This is a genomic window from Modestobacter sp. VKM Ac-2986 (assembly GCF_026967795.1).
Lineage (GTDB): Bacteria > Actinomycetota > Actinomycetes > Mycobacteriales > Geodermatophilaceae > Modestobacter.
The window spans coordinates 1-18,614 of record NZ_JAPVBH010000004.1; the positions used below are offsets into that span (position 1 = coordinate 1).

At 74.1% G+C, this 18,614-nt stretch carries 18 protein-coding genes and 1 pseudogene; all 19 read right to left on the reverse strand.

What is annotated here, in order from left to right:
* Positions 1–380: 380 nt before the first annotated feature.
* A complete protein-coding gene (gene dapB, locus O2W14_RS11165) occupies positions 381–1,193 on the reverse strand; it encodes a 4-hydroxy-tetrahydrodipicolinate reductase (protein WP_269176174.1) in 813 nt (270 codons plus the stop codon).
* Between the two features lie 54 nt (positions 1,194–1,247).
* On the reverse strand, positions 1,248–1,610 hold the full coding sequence (locus O2W14_RS11170; protein WP_269176175.1) for a VanZ family protein: 363 nt from the start codon (positions 1,608–1,610) through the stop codon (positions 1,248–1,250).
* 4 nt (positions 1,611–1,614) lie between these two features.
* The gene (locus O2W14_RS11175; protein ID WP_269176176.1) at positions 1,615–2,991 is read right to left on the reverse strand and encodes a M16 family metallopeptidase; all 1,377 of its coding nucleotides are present in this window, start codon (positions 2,989–2,991) and stop codon (positions 1,615–1,617) included.
* Positions 2,988–5,249, reverse strand: a complete 2,262-nt coding sequence (locus O2W14_RS11180) for a polyribonucleotide nucleotidyltransferase (protein ID WP_269176177.1) — start codon at positions 5,247–5,249, stop codon at positions 2,988–2,990. The genes O2W14_RS11175 and O2W14_RS11180 overlap by 4 nt, the downstream gene beginning before the upstream one ends.
* 251 nt (positions 5,250–5,500) lie before the next feature.
* Positions 5,501–5,770, reverse strand: coding sequence for a 30S ribosomal protein S15 (gene rpsO, locus O2W14_RS11185; RefSeq protein ID WP_056287976.1), 270 nt, complete (start codon positions 5,768–5,770; stop codon positions 5,501–5,503).
* A gap of 163 nt (positions 5,771–5,933) precedes the next feature.
* A complete protein-coding gene (locus O2W14_RS11190; protein ID WP_269176178.1) occupies positions 5,934–6,905 on the reverse strand; it encodes a bifunctional riboflavin kinase/FAD synthetase in 972 nt (323 codons plus the stop codon).
* Positions 6,906–6,929: 24 nt separating this feature from the next.
* Positions 6,930–8,078: a branched-chain amino acid aminotransferase gene (locus O2W14_RS11195; protein WP_269176179.1), complete on the reverse strand. Its 1,149-nt coding sequence runs from the start codon at positions 8,076–8,078 to the stop codon at positions 6,930–6,932.
* Between the two features lie 100 nt (positions 8,079–8,178).
* Positions 8,179–8,511 carry an antibiotic biosynthesis monooxygenase family protein gene (locus tag O2W14_RS11200; protein WP_269176180.1) on the reverse strand — a complete coding sequence of 111 codons (333 nt, stop codon included), beginning with the start codon at positions 8,509–8,511 and terminating at the stop codon, positions 8,179–8,181.
* 43 nt (positions 8,512–8,554) lie between these two features.
* Positions 8,555–9,475 carry a tRNA pseudouridine(55) synthase TruB gene (gene truB, locus O2W14_RS11205; protein ID WP_269176181.1) on the reverse strand — a complete coding sequence of 307 codons (921 nt, stop codon included), beginning with the start codon at positions 9,473–9,475 and terminating at the stop codon, positions 8,555–8,557.
* Positions 9,472–10,773, reverse strand: a complete 1,302-nt coding sequence (locus O2W14_RS11210; RefSeq protein ID WP_269176603.1) for an MATE family efflux transporter — start codon at positions 10,771–10,773, stop codon at positions 9,472–9,474. Before O2W14_RS11210 ends, truB begins: the two co-directional genes overlap by 4 nt.
* A complete protein-coding gene (locus O2W14_RS11215) occupies positions 10,770–11,756 on the reverse strand; it encodes a DHH family phosphoesterase (RefSeq protein ID WP_269176182.1) in 987 nt (328 codons plus the stop codon). Before O2W14_RS11215 ends, O2W14_RS11210 begins: the two co-directional genes overlap by 4 nt.
* On the reverse strand, positions 11,753–11,992 hold the full coding sequence (locus O2W14_RS11220; protein WP_269176183.1) for a hypothetical protein: 240 nt from the start codon (positions 11,990–11,992) through the stop codon (positions 11,753–11,755). The genes O2W14_RS11215 and O2W14_RS11220 overlap by 4 nt, the downstream gene beginning before the upstream one ends.
* Positions 11,989–12,537, reverse strand: coding sequence for a 30S ribosome-binding factor RbfA (rbfA, locus tag O2W14_RS11225; protein ID WP_269176184.1), 549 nt, complete (start codon positions 12,535–12,537; stop codon positions 11,989–11,991). The genes O2W14_RS11220 and rbfA overlap by 4 nt, the downstream gene beginning before the upstream one ends.
* 44 nt (positions 12,538–12,581) lie before the next feature.
* Complete coding sequence (locus O2W14_RS11230; RefSeq protein WP_269176185.1) at positions 12,582–12,878, reverse strand: DUF503 domain-containing protein; 297 nt, start codon at positions 12,876–12,878, stop codon at positions 12,582–12,584.
* 131 nt (positions 12,879–13,009) lie between these two features.
* Positions 13,010–14,848, reverse strand: a complete 1,839-nt coding sequence (gene infB, locus O2W14_RS11235; RefSeq protein ID WP_269176604.1) for a translation initiation factor IF-2 — start codon at positions 14,846–14,848, stop codon at positions 13,010–13,012.
* 1,080 nt (positions 14,849–15,928) lie between these two features.
* Positions 15,929–16,069 (reverse strand): annotated as a pseudogene (locus tag O2W14_RS11240) (translation initiation factor IF-2 N-terminal domain-containing protein); the annotation flags it as partial.
* Between the two features lie 186 nt (positions 16,070–16,255).
* Positions 16,256–16,522: a YlxR family protein gene (locus O2W14_RS11245; protein ID WP_269176186.1), complete on the reverse strand. Its 267-nt coding sequence runs from the start codon at positions 16,520–16,522 to the stop codon at positions 16,256–16,258.
* Positions 16,523–16,530: 8 nt separating this feature from the next.
* Positions 16,531–17,664 carry a transcription termination factor NusA gene (gene nusA, locus O2W14_RS11250; protein WP_269176187.1) on the reverse strand — a complete coding sequence of 378 codons (1,134 nt, stop codon included), beginning with the start codon at positions 17,662–17,664 and terminating at the stop codon, positions 16,531–16,533.
* Positions 17,661–18,458: a ribosome maturation factor RimP gene (rimP, locus tag O2W14_RS11255; RefSeq protein WP_269176188.1), complete on the reverse strand. Its 798-nt coding sequence runs from the start codon at positions 18,456–18,458 to the stop codon at positions 17,661–17,663. The genes nusA and rimP overlap by 4 nt, the downstream gene beginning before the upstream one ends.
* Between the last annotated feature and the right edge of the window lie 156 nt (positions 18,459–18,614).

Genomic DNA, 18,614 nt, shown 5'->3' on the forward strand with positions numbered 1-18,614 from the left:
GGCACTGACTTTCGGCACGCTGTTGAGTTCTCAAGGAGCGGACGCGCACGTTCCCCGACCGATTGCTCGGCCGTTCTCCGCGGCGGCTTGTCCCACAGTACGCCGAGCACGGCTCGCTGTCACACCCTGGGGGTCTGACCTCGCGGCTCCCGGCCCTTCCGGCCCGGTCTCGCTCGGCGCAAAGAGGAAGTTACGCGGCGGCGAACGGGCCGTCAAGCCGGTCGGGGGCTCCGAGGACCGGTTTCGACCCTCAGAGCCCCCTCCCGGACACGAAACCGCAGGTCAGGACGGTCCGGCGCCTACGAAATTGCGGCGCAGGTCACGTGAATGGCGGGTGTCCGGACGCCTCACCAGTCACACCAGCCCCACCTGTCACACGCTCAGAGGCCGAGCAGCCCCTCGATGCCCAGGGTCAGGCCCGGACGCCGGCTGATCTCCCGCACGGCGAGCAGCACACCCGGCATGAAGGACGCGCGGTCGTAGGAGTCGTGCCGCAGGGTGAGGGTCTCCCCCGCTGCTCCCATGAGGACCTCCTGGTGGGCGACCAGTCCGCTGAGCCGGACGGCGTGCACGGGCACCCCGTCCACGTCGGCTCCCCGAGCACCCGGCAGCGAGTCCTGCTCACGGGTGGCGTCCGGGGCAGCGGGCACACCGGCTGCCCGGCGGGCGTCCGCGACGAGGCGGGCCGTGCGGGCCGCCGTCCCCGACGGGGCGTCGACCTTCTGCGGGTGGTGGAGCTCGACGATCTCGACCGAGGGGAAGAAGCGCGCAGCCTCCTGGGCGAAGCGCATCAGCAGGACGGCGCCGATACCGAAGTTCGGGGCGATGAGCACGCCGACCTCGGGCTTGGGCTCCAGCCACTGGGCGATGGTGGCCAGGCGCTCCTCGTCGAAGCCCGTCGTCCCCACGACGCAGTGGATGTTCTGGTCGATGCAGAAGCGGATGTTCTCCATGACGGAGTCCGGCCGGGTGAAGTCGACGACCACCTGGGCGCCGGCGTCCGCGACGTTGAACAGCCAGTCCCGCTCGTCGACCATCGCGACGAGCTCGAGGTCGTCGGCGGCGTCGACCGCGCGGCACACCTCCGCACCCATCCGGCCGCGGGCGCCGAGCACACCCACGGACAGGAGCGGTGAGTCCCCGGTGGGGGCGGGCGCGGGAGCGGGGACGACGGTCGTCGAGCTGGTGGTCATGCCGCGATGCTCACCAACGACGGGGGCCGACGCAAGGCAGACCCCCGGGGCGGGTCAGCCGGTCGCGCGGCGCCGGGTGGCCACGGCCCACAGGGCGAGCCCGAGGAGGACCCCGACCGTGTCGGCGACGAGGTCGAGAAGCTCGGCGTCCCGGCGCACCAGGTCGGTGCCCTGGACGACCTCGCTCACCGCGGCGTACAGCACCAGGGACACGGCGGTCACCTGCCGCCCGACCCCGGCCCACCGGGCGGTGAGCGCCAGGACCAGGAAGAGCGACAGGTGGACCACCTTGTCCACCCCCGGTGGTGCCGAGGGCACGTCCGAGGGCGGGGCGAACAGCACGGCCAGGGACAGGAGCACCGCGACCGCGAAAGCGCCGCGGGCCAGGGCACCGTGCTGGGCGAGCCGAGACCTCACGCGGTCAGGCAGCCAGGAGCCGGTCGAGGTCGCGCTCCCGGTAGGGACCGACGACCGCCAGGCAGGTGGGCCGGGTGAACAGGTCGGCCGCGACGGCGCGCACCTGCTCCTCGTCGACCCCGTCGAGCCGGTCGAGCACCGCGCGCACGGGCAGGTACTCCCCGAACGACAGCTCGCTCTTGCCCAGCCGGCTCATCCGTGAGCCGGTGTCCTCCAGCCCGAGGACGAGCCCGCCCTTGAGCTGGCCCTGGGCGCGGGCCACCTCCTCGGCGGTGAGCCCCGTCCCGGCGACCTCGGCCAGGCACGCCCGGACCAGGCGCAGCACCTCCGGCACCCGCTTGGGCGAGCACCCGGCGTAGACCGAGAAGCTGCCCGCGCCGGCGTAGTGGGTCAGCGAGGACCCCACGCTGTAGACCAGGCCCCGCTTCTCCCGGATCTCCTGGAACAACCGCGAGCTCATGCCCCCGCCGACGGCGGCGTCGAGCACGGCGGCGGCGTACCGGCGATCGTCGAGCCGGCCCATCCCCAGACTGCCCAGCAGCAGGTGGGTCTGCTCCGTCGTCCGGCGGATCAGCCCACCGGGGCGTGCCGGGACGGCGAGGGCGACGTCCTCCCCCGACCGCAGCGGGTCGGGACGGGCGTCGCCGGACAGCCGGTCGCCGAAGGCGGCGGTGACCAGGTCGAGCACCTGCTGGTGATCGACCCGGCCGGCGGCGGAGACCACGATGGAGGGCACCGCGTAGCGCTGGCGGTACCAGCCGTCGACGTCGTCCCGGGTGAGGGCCTCGATCGACTCCACCGTGCCCAGCACCGACCGGCCCAGCGGGGTGTCCCCGAACAGGGTCTCGGCGTAGAGGTCGTGCACGGCGTCGGCGGGCTCGTCGTCGCGCATGGCGATCTCCTCGAGCACCACCGTGCGCTCGGACTCCAGGTCCGGTGCGGTGTTCAGCGCCTCGGTGACCAGGTCACCCAGGAGCGTCACCGCCAGCGGCAGGTCGCTGGCGAGCACGTTGGCGTAGTAGCAGGTGTGCTCCTTGGCGGTGAAGGCGTTCATCTCACCGCCCACGGCGTCCATCGCGGTGGCGATCTCCAGTGCCGTCCGGCTGCGCGTCCCCTTGAACAGCAGGTGCTCCAGGAAGTGCGAGGAGCCGCCCACCGCCGGGCTCTCGTCCCGGGAGCCGACGCCGACCCAGATGCCCAGCGTCGCCGACAGCACCCCGGGCATCGTCTCGGTGATCACGCGCAGGCCGCCGGGCAGCTCGGTGCGCTCCACCCGACCGCCGACCTCGTCGACGTCGAGCACCGCCGTGGTGCCGACCGGGGCCGGGACGGACGCCGCAGCGCCCGTCCCGGCCCCGGTCAGGCCGTACGACGTGGTCACGCCTCCGCGGGAGCGGTGGCCTCGGCCGGGGCGGCGTCGCCGGCAGCGGCGGCCTCGCCCTCGACCACGGGCACCAGGCTGATCTTGCCGCGGGCGTCGATGTCGGTGATCTCGACCTGCAGCTTGTCGCCGACGTTGGCGACGTCCTCGACCTTGGCGATCCGCTTGCCGTTGCCCAGCTTGCTGATGTGCACCAGGCCGTCACGGCCGGGCAGCAGCGAGACGAAGGCACCGAAGGCCGTCGTCTTCACCACGGTGCCGAGGAACCGCTCGCCGACCTTGGGCAGCGTCGGGTTGGCGATGGCGTTGATCCGGTCCACGGCCGCCTGGGCCGAGGGGCCGTCGGCGGCGCCGACGTAGATCGTGCCGTCGTCCTCGATGGTGATGTCGGCGCCGGTCTCGTCCTGGATCGCGTTGATCATCTGCCCCTTCGGGCCGATGACCGCGCCGATCTTGTCGACCGGGATGCGCACCGTGGTCACCCGGGGGGCGAACGGGCTCATCTCGTCGGGGCCGTCGATCGCCTCGAGCATGACGTCGAGGATGTGCAGCCGGGCCGCGCGGGCCTGGGTCAGCGCACCGGCGAGGACGTCGGAGGGGATGCCGTCGAGCTTCGTGTCCAGCTGGAGGGCCGTGACGAAGTCCTTGGTGCCGGCGACCTTGAAGTCCATGTCACCGAACGCGTCCTCGGCACCGAGGATGTCGGTCAGCGCCACGTACTGGGTCTTGCCGTCGACCTCGTCGGAGACCAGGCCCATGGCGATGCCGGCGACCGGCGCCTTCAGCGGCACACCGGCGTTGAGCAGGGCCAGCGTCGAGGCGCAGACCGAGCCCATCGAGGTGGAGCCGTTGGAGCCGAGGGCCTCGGAGACCTGGCGGATCGCGTAGGGGAACTCCTCGCGGTCCGGCAGCACCGGCAGCAGCGCCCGCTCGGCGAGCGCGCCGTGGCCGATCTCGCGGCGCTTGGGCGAACCCACGCGGCCGGTCTCACCGGTGGAGTAGGGCGGGAAGTTGTAGTTGTGCATGTAGCGCTTGCGGGTGACCGGGTTCAGCGTGTCCAGCTGCTGCTCCATGCGGAGCATGTTCAGCGTGGTGACGCCCATGATCTGGGTCTCGCCGCGCTCGAACAGCGCCGAGCCGTGCACCCGGGGCAGGACCTCGACCTCGGCCGACAGCGGCCGGATGTCGGTCAGGCCACGGCCGTCGATGCGGATCTTGTCGCGGAGGATGCGCTGGCGGACGACCTTCTTGGTCACCGCGCGGAAGGCACCGGAGATCTCCTTCTCGCGGCCCTCGAACTGGCCGGCGAGAGCAGCCTTGACCTCGTCCTTGACGGCGTCGGTCGCCTCCTCGCGGTCCTGCTTGCCGGCGATGGCCTGCGCGACGGTGAGCTTCTCCGTGGCGTGGGCCTCGACGGCGGCGTAGACGTCGTCCTGGTAGTCCAGGAAGCGGGGGAAGTGCGCCTCGGGCTTGGCGGCCTTGCCGGCCAGCTCGGCCTGCGCCTGGCACAGCGCCTTGATGAAGGGCTTGGCGGCCTCGAGACCGGCGGAGACGACCTCCTCCGTCGGGGCGGTGGCGCCACCGGCGATGAGCTCGATGGTCTTCTCGGTGGCCTCGGCCTCGACCATCATGATCGCGACGTCGCCGTCGGGCAGGACCCGGCCGGCCACGACCATGTCGAAGACGGCGTCCTCGAGCTCGGCGTGGGTCGGGAAGCCGACCCACTGGTTGTTGATCAGCGCGACGCGGGTGCCGCCGACGGGGCCGGAGAACGGCAGGCCCGACAGCTGGGTGGAGGCCGACGCGGCGTTGATCGCGAGCACGTCGTAGACGTGGTCGGGGTCCAGCGACAGGACGGTGATGACGACCTGGACCTCGTTGCGCAGGCCCTTGGCGAAGGTCGGGCGCAGCGGGCGGTCGATCAGGCGGCAGGTGAGGATCGCGTCCTCGGAGGGGCGGCCCTCACGGCGGAAGAACGAACCGGGGATCTTCCCGATCGCGTACATCCGCTCCTCGACGTCCACCGTCAGCGGGAAGAAGTCGAACTGGTCCTTGGGCTGGCGGCCGGCCGTGGTGGCCGACAGCAGCGTGGTGTCGCCCATGGTGGCGACGACGGAGCCCGCGGCCTGCTTGGCGAGGCGGCCGGTCTCGAAGGTGACGGTGCGGGTCCCGAGGGCCCCGTTGTCGATCACCGCGGTGGCGGTGAAGACGCCGTCCTCGGCGTCGAAGTCGGTGGTGTCGGTGCTGGGTGAAGACATCGTGTCCTCTTCCTACGTCGCATGCGGCGACGTCCTCTTCGCGGCGGGTGCGCCGTCGGCGTCCGGGGCGACCGGTGCTCGATCGAAGCCCTCGGGGCGCGGGTGCCGGTGTCCGGCTCGCTGTCCCGGGGGCCACCACCGAGGACCGGCCCACGCGGGGCGGGCGACGCATCGGCCGGTGGTCCCGTGCGGCGGGTGCCGCACGAGTGAGGGGACCGGCCCGGCGTGCCGGAGCGGTCCCCTCGGTGGTGCTAGCGGCGCAGGCCGAGCCGCTCGATGAGCGAGCGGTACCGGTTGATGTCGGTCTTGGCCAGGTAGTTCAGCAGGCGGCGACGACGACCGACCAGCAGGAGCAGGCCCCGCCGGCTGTGGTGGTCGTGCTTGTGCATCTTGAGGTGCTCGGTCAGGTCACTGATCCGTCGGGTCAGCATCGCGACCTGCACCTCGGGGGAACCGGTGTCGCCCTCGACCGTCGCGTACTCGGTCATGATCTGCTTCTTCGTCGCGCTCTCGAGCGCCATCTTTGCCTCCAGGGCAGGTCACGTGTGGCCCCCGGTCTGTGTCACGGGGGCAGCAGGCACACACGTCGGTCACCCGACGTCACGCCCGAGATTACACGGGCCCGGCAAGCCCCCGGTGTGCCGCGGTCCCCCGCCGCCGGGTCCCCGCCCTGGGAGGGGTCCGTCAGAGCTCGAGCAGGGTGCGGGTGCGGGAGACGTCGTCGGCCATGGCGACGAGCAGTTCGGGGATGCCGGCGAAGGTGGTCATCGGCCGCAGCCGCTCGACGAACTCCACGCCCACGTGCTCGCCGTAGAGGTCGCCCTCGAAGTCGAGCAGGAACGCCTCGACCGTGCGCCGGGCGCCGGAGAAGGTGGGGTTGCTGCCGACCGAGATCGCCGCCGGGTGCCGGCTGCGGGTGGCGCCGTGGTGGTCGCGCAGCACCAGGTGACCGGCGTAGACGCCGTCGGCGGGGACGGCGGTGTACCGCGGGCTCTCCACGTTCGCCGTCGGGTAGCCGAGCTCGCGGCCGCGCCGGTCACCGCGCACCACGATGCCGTCGACCCGGTGCGGGCGGCCCAGGGCCAGCGCCGCCGACGCCATGTCACCGGCGGCCACGCAGGCGCGGATGTAGGTCGAGGAGATGGTGACCTCGCCGTCGCCGGTGAGGTCGGGGGCCGAGCCGACGCTGGTGAGGTCGACGCCCTCGACGCCGAAGCCGAAGCGGCGACCCTCGGCCGTCAGGGTCTCCACGTCGCCCTCCGCGCGGTGCCCGTAGGTGAAGTTGCGCCCCACGACGACCTGGGCGGCGTGCAGGTGCTCGACCAGGACGGTGTGGGTGAACTCCCCGGGGGTGAGCCGGCTGAACGCCGAGGTGAACGGCAGCACGCACATGGCGTCCACGCCGAGGGCGGCGACCAGCTCGGCCTTGCGGTCCGCGGCGGTGAGGATCGCCGGGTGGGACCCCGGGCGGACCACCTCGGCCGGGTGCGGGTCGAAGGTCAGCAGCAGCGCCGGCCGGTTCATCGCCCGGGCGCGGGCCACCGCGGCACCGATCAGGTGCTGGTGGCCGCGGTGGACCCCGTCGTACATGCCGATGGTGACGACCGCCCGCCCGAGGTCACCCGGGGCGGCGTCCAACCCACGCCAGCGCAGCACTCGACTCCCCTGCCGACCGTCGGCTCAGGCGGCCGGGACGACGCGGTGCAGCCAGCCGTGCGGGTCGGCCACCCGCCCGTGCTGGACGTCGAGCAGGTGCGCGCGCAGCTGCATCGTCAGCGGACCGGGCTCGCCGTCGCCGACGACGAAGTCGCCGGTGCGGGCCTTGACCGCACCGACCGGGGTGATGACGGCAGCGGTGCCGCAGGCGAAGGTCTCGGTGACCGTGCCGTCGGCGACGCCCGCCCGCCACTCCTCGACGCTGAACTTCCGCTCCGTCACCCGGTGCCCCAGCTCGCGGGCCGCGGTGATCAGCGAGTCGCGGGTGATGCCGGGCAGGAGCGTGCCGGTGAGCTCGGGGGTGACCAGCTCGGCGTCCTCGCCGGAGCCGAGGACGAAGAACAGGTTCATCCCGCCCATCTCCTCGACGTACTTCTTCTCCACCGCGTCGAGCCAGACCACCTGGTCGCAGCCGGCCGCGATGGCCTGCTCCTGGGCCAGCAGGCTGGCGGCGTAGTTGCCGGCGCACTTGACGTCGCCGGTGCCGCCGGGGGCCGCTCGGATGTAGTCCTCGGACAGGTAGACCGACACCGGGTGCACGCCGCGCGGGAAGTAGGCACCGGCCGGGCTGGCGATGACCACGAAGAGGTACTCGTGGGCCGGGCGCACGCCCAGGAACGGCTCGACCGCCAGCTGGTAGGGCCGGATGTACAGCGTCTGGTCCGGACCGGTGGGGACCCAGTCGCGGTCGGCGTCGACGAGCGCGTCGACGGCGGTGAGGAACGCGTCCTCGGGCACCGGCGGCATGGCCAGCCGCCGCGCACCGCGGGCGAAGCGGGCGGCGTTGGCCTCCGGGCGGAAGGTGGCCACGCTGCCGTCGGGCTGGGCGTAGGCCTTGAGGCCCTCGAAGATCGACTGCGCGTAGTGCAGCGCGGCCGCGCTCGGGTCCATCTGCAGCGGCGCGTAGCGGGTGAGCCGGGCGTCGACCCAGCCCTCGCCGGCGCGGTACCGGGCGATGAACATCGAGTCGGTGAAGTAGCGGCCGAAGCCCGGGTCCTCGAGCTGCTGGGCGCGCTCTGCGGCGGACCGGCGCGGCACGTCCTCCACGACCAGCGGCACGCCCTCGACGAACATCCGGGAGGAGGTGCGGCTGTCGTTGAGCGTGTCGGTCATGGCTCCCACCTGAGGTGCTGGTGCTGGCGGTCCGGCGGGTGCCGTGCCGCCCCGCAACCCTAGCCCGCGCCCGGGGCGGGACCCGGGCGCGGGCGGGAGGTCAGCTCTTCTCGCCGTGCGGGCCGGCGGACTGCACGACCTCGTAGCTCTCCAGGTGGTTCTGCGAGCGCTCGGCCGCCGGCGCCAGGGTGTCGCCGCCGCCGTCGTGCGCCCGGTCGAAGTCCTGGCTGGTCTGCCAGGCCTCGTAGGCCTCCTGGCTCTCCCAGCGGGTGTAGACGAGGTAGCGGTCGGTGCCCTCGGCAGGGCGCAGCAGCTCGAACCACTCGAAGCCCGGGGTGGTCTCCACGGCCCCGGCGCGGCCACGGAACCGCTCCTCGAACCGCTCGCGCTTGTCCTCCGGCACGGTCACTGAGTTGATCTTCACGACGCTCATGGGCCCTCCCTGCCCAGCGAGGGCGCCGGTGACACGGCCGGGTTCAGCCGGGCGGGAACCCCACGACGACCAAGGCCTGCGGGCCGGCGTCCTCGACCAGGGCGACCAGCCGGCCGTCCGGTGCGACCGCGGCGTGCAGGCCCGGCGCACCCGTGGCCGGCACCCGCTGGCCGTACCCGAGGGCGACGGCCTCGCTCTCGGTGAGCTCCCGGGCCGGGAAGACCGCGCGGGCGGCGTCGGTCAGGGCCACCACGCCCGGGCCGCTGCCGGGGCCGGCCAGCGCACCGGCGGCGTCCTCCACCGGGCGGGCCAGCGTGGTGTCGAACGGACCGGAGGACGTGCGGCGCAGCGCGGTGAGGTGCCCGCCGACGCCCAGCGCCGCCCCGGCGTCCCGGGCGATGGCCCGGATGTAGGTGCCGGTGCTGCAGGAGACGGTGACGTCGACGTCGACGAGGTCCGGCATGGGCCGGACGACGCGGTGGACGTCGATCGCGTGCACGGTGACCGAACGGGCGGCCAGCTCGAACTCCTCACCGGCCCGCACCCGGTCGTAGGAGCGCTTCCCGTCGACCTTGACCGCGCTCACCGACGAGGGCACCTGCTGCAGCGGCCCGACCTGCGCGGCCAGGGCGGCCCGGACGGCGTCCTCGTTCACGTCGGCGGCCGACGACGTGGCGGTGACCTCGCCCTCCCGGTCGTCGGTGACGGTGGTCTGGCCCAGCCGGATCGTCGCCTCGTAGGTCTTGTCCGAGCCGGAGAGGTGCCCGAGCAGCCGGGTGGCCGCGCCGACCCCGAGCACCAGCAGGCCGGTGGCCATCGGGTCGAGGGTGCCGGCGTGGCCGACCTTGCGGACGCCCATCACCCGCCGGGCGATCGCGACGACGTCGTGGGAGGTCATGCCGCCGGCCTTGTCGACCAGCAGCAGGGACGGCGGGACGTCGGCGTCGGGCTTCTTCGGACTCACGGGGTCACGCTCTCACCCAGCCAGGCACTCCCCCGCACCCGCTGTCCGACCGCGACCAGCCGCAGCACGATGAACAGGGTCAGCCCGGTCCACACCCCGGGCAGGCCCCAGTCCAGCCAGCCCGACAGCAGCGACAGCGGCAGGAAGCCCAGCAGGGCGGCGCCCAGGGTCACGGTCCGCAGGTACGCGACGTCCCCGGCGCCCATCAGCACCCCGTCGAGGGCGAAGACCACCCCGGCGAGGGGCTGCATGAGGGCCAGGAACCACCAGACGACACCGGCCTGGGCCAGCACCGCCGGGTCGTCGGTGAACAGCCCCGGCAGCACCGGCCGCAGCACCAGCAGGACGACCGCGACGACGACACCGGTGCCCAGCCCCCAGCGCACCACCCGGACGGCGGTGTGCCGGGCCTCCTGCGGGCGCCGGGCACCGAGGGCGGTGCCGACCAGGGTCTGCGCGGCGATCGCGTAGGCGTCGAGCACCAGGGCGAGGAACAGCCACAGCTGCAGCGCGACCTGGTGGGCGCCCAGCTGGGCGGTGCTGGAGCGGGCGACCACGGCGGCGGCCACGGCGAAGGCGACCTGGAGGACCGCGGCCCGCAGCAGCAGGTCGCGGCCGAGCACGAGCTGGGCGCGCAGGGCCGGCAGCCGGGGGTGCCAGGAGACGTCCGAGCCGGCGAGCTCCCGGACCAGCGTGCGGACGAACAGGCTCGCCGAGAGCGCCTGCCCGGCCACGTTGGCCACCGCCGAGCCGACCAGCCCGAGCCCTGCGGTGTGCACCAGCAGCGGGCAGAGCACCAGGCTGACCAGGCTCCCGGCGAGCACGAACACCATCGGGCGGCGCAGCTCCTGCACCCCGCGCAGCCAGCCGTTGCCGGCCAGCGCCACCAGCAGCAGCGGCAGCCCGAGGCTCCCCACCCGCAGCCACTGCTCCGCGGCCTCGGCCACCGGCCCGGGTCCGCCGGCCATCAGCCGGGTCAGCGGACCGGCGAGCACCTGGAACAGCGCGGCGATGCCCACGCCGAGCCCCACGGCCAGCCAGGTCGCCTGTACGCCCTCGGCGACCGCACCGGGGCGGTCACCGGCGCCGGTACGGCGGGCGGCCCGGGCGGTGGTGCCGTAGGCGAGGAAGTTGAGCAGGGCGGCGACGTAGGCCAGCAGTCCGCCGCCCACGGCCAGCCCGCCGAGCGCCGTCGTGCCCAGGTTGCCGACCACGGCGGTGTCGACGAGCAGGTACAGCGGCTCGGCGGCCAGGACGACGAGCGCCGGTGCCGCCAGCGCGGGGATCGACCGGCTCAGCGCGCGAGCTCCGCCCGCAGCTGGGCGATCGTCCCCTCGCGGTCCAGCCGGGAGCTGTAGCCGGCGGCGGCCCGGTGCCCGCCGCCACCCAGGGCCATCGCCACCCGGGCCACGTCGGTCGCGCCCCGGGAGCGCATGGAGACGACCCACGAGCCGTCGTCGGCGCCCTTGAGCACCGCTGCGACGTCGGCCTCGGCGGTCGCCCGGACGACGTCGACGAGGGCCTCGAGCTGGTCGGGGGCCAGCCCGTGCTCGCGCGCCTCGGCCGCGGTGGACCAGGTCAGCACCAGCCCGGCGCCCACGTCGGGCTCCAGCACCGCCCGGCCGGTGACCGCCGACAGCAGGCCGAGCCAGCCGAAGGGGGCGGTGTCGAACAGCCGCTGGCTGATCGCGGCGTGGTCGATGCCGGTGCGCAGCAGCCGGGCGGCGAGCTCGTGCGTGCCCGGATCGGTGTTGCCGAAGCGGAAGGAGCCGGTGTCGGCGGCGAGCCCCGCGTACAGGCAGGTCGCCAGCTGCCCGTCGAGGTCGACGCCCAGCCCCTCGAGCAGGTCCGCGACCAGGACGACGGTCGCCGCGGCGTGCGGGTCGACCACCGGGACGTCGCCGAACCCGGGGTTGCTGGCGTGGTGGTCGACGACGATCGACCGGCCCGCGGACTCCAGCAGACCGGCCAGCGCACCCAGCCGGCCGGGAGAGGCGGCGTCGAGGCTGACGAACAGGTCGGCATCGGCGGGCACGGTGCCCGGGTGCACGAGCCGGTCGGCACCGGGCAGCCACCTCAGCGACTGCGGCAGCACGAACGGCTCGGGGAACGTCGCGACCACCCGGGCACCGCAGCGCCGCAGCCCCTCGGCCAGGGCGAGCGTGCTGCCCAGCGCGTCGGCGTCGGGCTGCACGTGGCCGGAGAGCACCACGGTGGCCCCGGCGGCCGCGGCTGCGGACAGCAGCCCGACGGCCGTCGGCACCTGGACGTCGACGGTCACGGGTGCGGGTCCGCCGTGGGTGGCTGCTGCGGCTCCGGGTCGGTGTTGCCGCCACCGACCGCGTAGTGCGAGCCGTCCTCGGGCTCGTCGGCGGCGATGCTGTCCACCTCGCCGACCTGGCCCTGCTTGCCCCCGGCGGTCGGGTCGCCGGTGCCGGGCTCCTCGCGGCCGCCCAGGGTCACGCCCTGGTGCTCACCGGTCAGGTCGAACGGGTCGGGGTCCGACGCCTCGGTCACGACGCGCTCCGCTGGGCCGCGGCGGAGGGCCGCTCGTCGGCGAAGTCGTCGGTGCGACCGGCACCGGCCTCGGCGGGCACGTCCACGTCGTCGTCCTCGAGGTCGGCGTCCTCGTCGTCCTCGTCGACGGCGGGCTTGCGGTACGGGTCGGCGTCGCCGGCGTACTCGGCGCCCTCACGGGCGCGGGCCAGCTCGGCGTCGGCGTGCCGGACCCGCTCCAGCGCCTGCTCGAGCTCGCGGGCGGTGTCGGGCACGATGTCGGCGACGAAGGTCAGCGTCGGCACGAACTTGATGCCGGTCTGCTTCCCCACCGTGGAGCGGAGCACCCCGGTGGCGCTGGCCAGCGCCCGCGCGGAGTCCTCGATCTCGTTGTCGTTGCCGTAGACGGTGTAGAACACCGTCGCCTCACGGAGGTCGCTGGTCACCCGCGCGTCGGTGATGGTGACCATCCCCAGCCGCGGGTCCTTGATCTGCATCTCGATCGTGGCGGAGACGATCTGACGGATGCGCACCGCCAGTCGGCGTGCCCGGGCGGGATCGGCCATCTCAGCTGCTCCTTCACAGTTGGGCAGGCGTGGGCCTGCCCGGTTCAGTCGTCCGTGTCGCTGATCAACTGGCGGTGCGTGGACAGCAGCATCACCTCGGGGCGTTCGGCCAGCATGCGCTCGCAGGCGTCGAGCACGTCGGTCACCTGGGTGGCGTCGCCGGCGACGGTGGCGACCCCGATCTGCACGCGGCGGTGCAGGTCCAGGTCACCGGCCTCCGCGGCGGCCACCGCGAAGCGGCGCCGCAGCTCGGCCACGATCGGCCTCACCACGGCGCGCTTCTCCTTGAGCGAGTGGACGTCGCCCAGCAGCAGGTCGGCGCTCAGCATGCCGGAGAACACCGGTGCCCTCCCCTCCCTGCCGCCGGACGGTGTCCTGCCCGCCGCCCCACCCCGGCGAACCGGGGTGGGGCGACGGGCGGGCCCGCCCTCCCCACCCGAGCGAGCTCAGGCGGGGAGGGCGGGCTCCTCCGTCACAGACGCGGCTTCTCGCGCAGCTCGAAGGTCTGGATGACGTCCTCGGGCTTGATGTCGTTGAACGACCCCAGCCCGATGCCGCACTCGTAGCCCTCGCGGACCTCGGTCGCGTCGTCCTTGAAGCGACGCAGCGACTCGACGGTCAGGTTGTCCGCCACCACGGCGCCGTCCCGGATGAGACGGGCCTTGGAGTTGCGGACGATCGTGCCGCTGCGGACCAGCGAGCCGGCGACGTTGCCGATCTTCGGGACCCGGAAGACCTCGCGGACCTCCGCGGTGCCCAGCTGCACCTCTTCGTACTCGGGCTTGAGCATGCCCTTGAGCGCGGACTCGATCTCCTCGATGGCCTGGTAGATGACCGTGTAGTACCGGACGTCCACGCCTTCGCGGTTGGCGAGCTCGGTGGCCTGGCCCTCGGCCCGGACGTTGAAGCCCAGGACGATGACGTCGTCGGCCAGCGCCAGGTCGATGTCGCTCTTGGTGATGCCACCGACGCCGCGGTGGATGACCCGCAGCGAGATGTCGTCGCTCACCTCGATCTTCATCAGCGCCTCTTCGAGCGCCTCGACGGTGCCCGAGTTGTCGCCCTTGATGATCAGGTTGAGCTGACGGTTCTCCTTCAGCGCGGCGTCCAGGTCCTCCAGGCTGATCCGCTTCCGCATCGACGCGTTCTGCGCGTTGCGGATCCGGGCCTGGCGGCGGTCGGCGATCTGACGGGCGATCCGGTCCTCCTCGACGACGAGGAAGGTGTCACCGGCGCGCGGCACGGAGGTCAGGCCGACGACCTGGACCGGGCGGGCCGGCAGGGCCTCCTTGAGCTTCGTGCCGTGCTCGTCGAGCAGCGACCGGACGCGACCGTAGGCGTCACCGGCCACGATCGAGTCGCCGACGCGGAGCGTGCCGCGCTGGACGAGCACCGTGGCGACGGGGCCACGGCCCTTGTCCAGCTTGCCCTCGATGACGACACCCTGGGGGTCCTGGCCGATGTTGGCGCGCAGGTCCAGCGAGGCGTCGGCGGTGAGCAGGACCGCCGCGAGCAGGTCGTCGAGACCCTGACGGGTGGTCGCGGAGACGTCGACGAACATCGTGTCGCCGCCGTACTCCTCGGCCACCAGCCCGTACTCGGTGAGCTGCTGGCGGATCTTGGCGGGGTTGGCCCCCTCCTTGTCGATCTTGTTCACCGCGACCACGATCGGCACGTTGGCCGCCTGGGCGTGGTTGAGCGCCTCGACCGTCTGCGGCATGACGCCGTCGTCGGCAGCGACCACCAGCACGACGATGTCGGTGACCTTCGCGCCACGGGCACGCATCGCGGTGAACGACTCGTGACCCGGGGTGTCGATGAAGGTGACCGGGCGCTCGTTGCCCTCCAGCTCGGTGACGATCTGGTAGGCGCCGATGTGCTGGGTGATCCCACCGGCCTCCTTGCCCGCCACGTTGGCGTGCCGGAGCGCGTCGAGGAGCTTGGTCTTGCCGTGGTCGACGTGACCCATGACGGTGACGACCGGCGGACGGATGTCCCAGTCGTCCTCGTCGTCGCTCTCCTCGTCGCCGAAGGTGAGGTCGAAGGTGTCGAGGAGCTCGCGGTCCTCGTCCTCCGGGCTGACGACCTGGATGACCCAGCCGATCTCGGCGCCGAGCAGCTGCAGCGTCTCGTCGTTGACCGACTGCGTCGCGGTGATCATCTCGCCCAGGTGGAACAGGGCGGTGACCAGCGCGGCGGGCTCGGCGTTGATGCGCTCGGCCAGGTCGGTCAGGGACGCGCCGCGCGGCAGCCGGACGGTCTGTCCGTTGCCACGGGGCAGCGAGACGCCACCCATCGACGGCGCCGCCATGGAGTCGAACTCCTGACGCCGCTGCTTCTTGCTCTTGCGCCCGCGGACCGGACCGCGACCACCCGGACGCCCGAAGGCACCCGCGGTGCCCGCACCGGAGCCACCGCGGCCACGGCCACGACCGCCGCCACCGCCGCCGGGGCGGAAGCCACCGGCCGGAGCACCGCCGCCGCCACCGGGGCCACCGGGACCGCCGCCACCGGGACGGAAGCCACCGCCACCGCCGCCGCCACCGGGGCCACCGGGACGACCGCGACCGGCACCCGGGCCACCGGCACCGCCGGGACCACCCGGACGACCGCCGGCAGCGGGCCGGGGCGGCATCATGCCGGGGCTCGGACGCTGCGGCATCATGCCGGGGTTGGGACGCGGTCCGCCGGGACCGGCGGAGGGACGCGGGCCGCCAGGACCGGACGCGGGACGGGGACCGCCTGCGCCGGGGCCGGGACGGGGACCGCCCGGAGCCGGACGGGGACCGCCGGGACCGGCCTGGTTCGGCGCACCGGGCGCCGGCGCCGGACGCGGGCCGGCGGCAGCCGGACGCGGGGCGCTGCTGAACGGGTTGTTGCCCGGCCGCGGGGCCGGACGGGGACCCGGACGCGGGCCGGAGCCGACCGGACGCGGACCGGGGGTGGCACCGCCCTGACCGGGGGCACCGGCCGGACGCGGACCCGGGGTGGCCGGGGCCTGGGCCGCGGGGGCCTGGGCGGCCGGAGCCTGGGCGGCCGGAGCCTGGGGCGCGGGTGCCTGTGCAGCCGGGGCCTGGGGGGCCGGGGCCTGCGGGGCGGCCGGACGGACCTGCGGCGCCGGCCGCGGGCCGGGACGCGGGCCCGGCGTCGCCGGACGTGCGGGAGCCGGGGCCGACGCAGCGGCCGGGGCCGGGGTCGGGGCGGCAGCCGCGGGGGCCTGGGGGACGGCCGGGGCCGCGGGCGCGGACGGCGCGACCGGGGTCACCGGCGCTGCGGGGGCCGAGACCACCGGAGCGGACGGGCGCGGTGCGGCCGGGCGCGGGCCGGGGCCCGGACGGGCGCCGGTCGAGCCGGAGCCAGTGGGCGAGCCGGCGCCGGGGAACGCCTCACGGAGCCGCCGGGCCACGGGGGCCTCGACGGTGGAGGACGCGGACTTCACGAACTCGCCCTGCTCCTTGAGCTTGGCGAGCACTGCCTTGCTGTCGATACCGAGCTCTTTCGCGAGCTCGTGTACGCGGGCCTTGCCTGGCACGGGTCTCCTCTGGTGAGGCCGGCGGCTGGCCCGCTCGACCTCGTTGCTAGTGGTGGTGCATGGTCATCGTGGCGACTTCACGGGTTGCTCATCCGAGGTCGTCCTGCTCTCGTAGTGGACCGGCCGGGTGCCGGTCCGACGGTGTTCTCTGTCGCGGTGGTGCTGCCCGGGCGCCGTCCCGGCCGGTCAGGTGGACCTGCCGGAGACGAGCTCCTCGAGCGCTCCGGTCTCCAGTGTGGCGCTGCTGCGCAACGCACGCGGGAAGGCCCGGCGCCGGACTGCTGCCTGCAGGCACTCCGCGGTGGGGTGCAGGGACGCACCCCGGCCGGGGAGCCGCCGCCGCGGGTCGGGGGTCAGGCCCCCGCCGCGGACGACGACACGCAACAGCTCGGTGACCGGTGCACGTCTCCGGCAGCCCACACAGGTGCGCACCGGGATTGACGGATCGGCCATCTCCGAGTCTAGCGCGCCGACGGGCCGGGGTGTTCCGCCCGTCGCCCGGGAGTGCGGGCACCGCCCTGGGGGCCGCGGCCGGTGGGCCGTCCGGTCGGGCCGCCGGGACCGCTGGCCCGCAGCGGCGCACGCCCGACCCCCGGGGACGCCGGGGCGTCGCCGTCGGTGGGCTGGGCGTCGCTGCGGATGTCGATGCGGCAGCCGGTGAGGCGGGCGGCGAGCCGGGCGTTCTGCCCCTCCTTGCCGATCGCCAGCGACAGCTGGTAGTCCGGGACGACCACCTGCACGGCGCGGGCCGCGGCGTCCACGACGCGGGCGCTGGTGACCCGGGCCGGGGCGAGCGCGGAGGCGACGAACGTCGCGTCGTCGTCGGAGAAGTCGACGATGTCGATCTTCTCGTCGTGCAGCTCGCTCATCACGTTGCGGACCCGCTGGCCCATCGGGCCGATGCAGGCGCCCTTGGCGTTCAGGCCCGGGACGGAGGTGCGGACGGCGACCTTCGACCGGTGCCCGGCCTCCCGGGCGACCGCCACGATCTCGACGCTGCCGTCGGCGACCTCGGGGACCTCGAGCGCGAAGAGCTTGCGGACCAGGTTCGGGTGGGTGCGGGAGAGGGTGACCTGCGGGCCACGGGGGGTGCGGGCGACGGAGACCACGTAGGCCTTCACCCGGCTGCCGTGCTCGTACCTCTCACCGGGCACCTGCTCGGCCTGCGGCAGCTGGGCCTCGACCTTGCCGATGTCGACCAGCACCAGGCCCTGGGTGTTGCGGCGGGCATCGGCCTGCACGACGCCGCTGACGATGTCGCCCTCGGTGCCGGCGTACTCGCCGAAGGTCTGCTCGTTCTCCGCGGCCCGCAGCGCCTGCACCATCACCTGCCGGGCGGTGCCGGCCGCGATCCGGCCGAAGTCGCCCGGGGTGTCGTCGAACTCGTGCACGACCTCGCCGTCGGGCCCGAGCTCCTGGGCCAGGACGGCGACGTCGCCGGTCGTCCGGTCGATGCGCACCCGCACGTGCTGGGCCGATCCCTCGGCCTGCCGGTAGGCGGTGACCAGCGCGCTCTCGATCGCGTGCAGCACGGTGTCGGCGGGGATGTCCTTGTCCCGCTCGATCGCCGCGAGGGCGGTCAGGTCGATCTTCACTTCTGTTCCTCCTGGTCGCGACCGGTCGTCCCGCGGGGCGCGGCGGGGACCCGGTCGCCCGGTCCTCCCGCTGCACCGGCCGCGCCGACCCCGGTCGGGTGCTGCTCGTCGTCGTCGGTGCCCGCGGGCCCGTCCTGCTCGTCGTCGGACAGCTCGTCGTCCGACAGCTCGTCGTCGTCGAACTCGTCGTCGGTGTCCGTGTCGTCCTCGTGCTCGTCGGACTCCTGCTCGTCGGCCTCGTAGACCAGCGCGGCGTCGCGGTGGCCGGCCGGACGGGTGAACTCGACCTGCACCCGCGCCTCGCCGAGCTCCGCCCAGGGCACGGTGCGCTCCCCGACGGTGCGGCGCACCTGGCCCTTCTTGGTGCCGCCCTTCTCCACGGTCAGCACCACGCCGTCGTCCTCGACACGGACCACCCGGGAGGTGACCTGCTCGCGGGACCTCTCCGGGCCGACCGCGACGGTGACCAGCCGGCCGACGTTGCGCCGCCAGTGCCGGGGCAGGGTCAGCGGCCGGTCGACGCCGGGGCTGGTGACCTCCAGGACGTAGGGCGAGCGGCCCAGCGCCTCGTCCTCGGCGTCCAGGCGCTCGGAGAGCGCACGGCTGACCTGGGCGACATCGTCGAGGCTGACGCCTGCGTCGCGGTCGACGACGACCCGGACCACCGAGCGCTGGCCGGCCGGGCGGACGACGAGCTCCTCGAGGTCGTAGCCGGCGGCGGCGACGACGGGCTCGACCCAGCCCGTGAGCCGGGTGGTCACCTCGTCACCGGCGCCTGCAGCTCGCGTGGACACCGGTTGCCTCCTGTTGTGTTGGACCGCGACAGCCCACCGGACGCACTCCCCGGTGCCCGCCGGGGCACTCCTGCCCCGGCGCGCTGCGCGTGAGGTGCCAGGTTACCGCCCGCACCTCCCGTCCCACCTGCCACGCGGGCGTGACCTGTGCCGCCA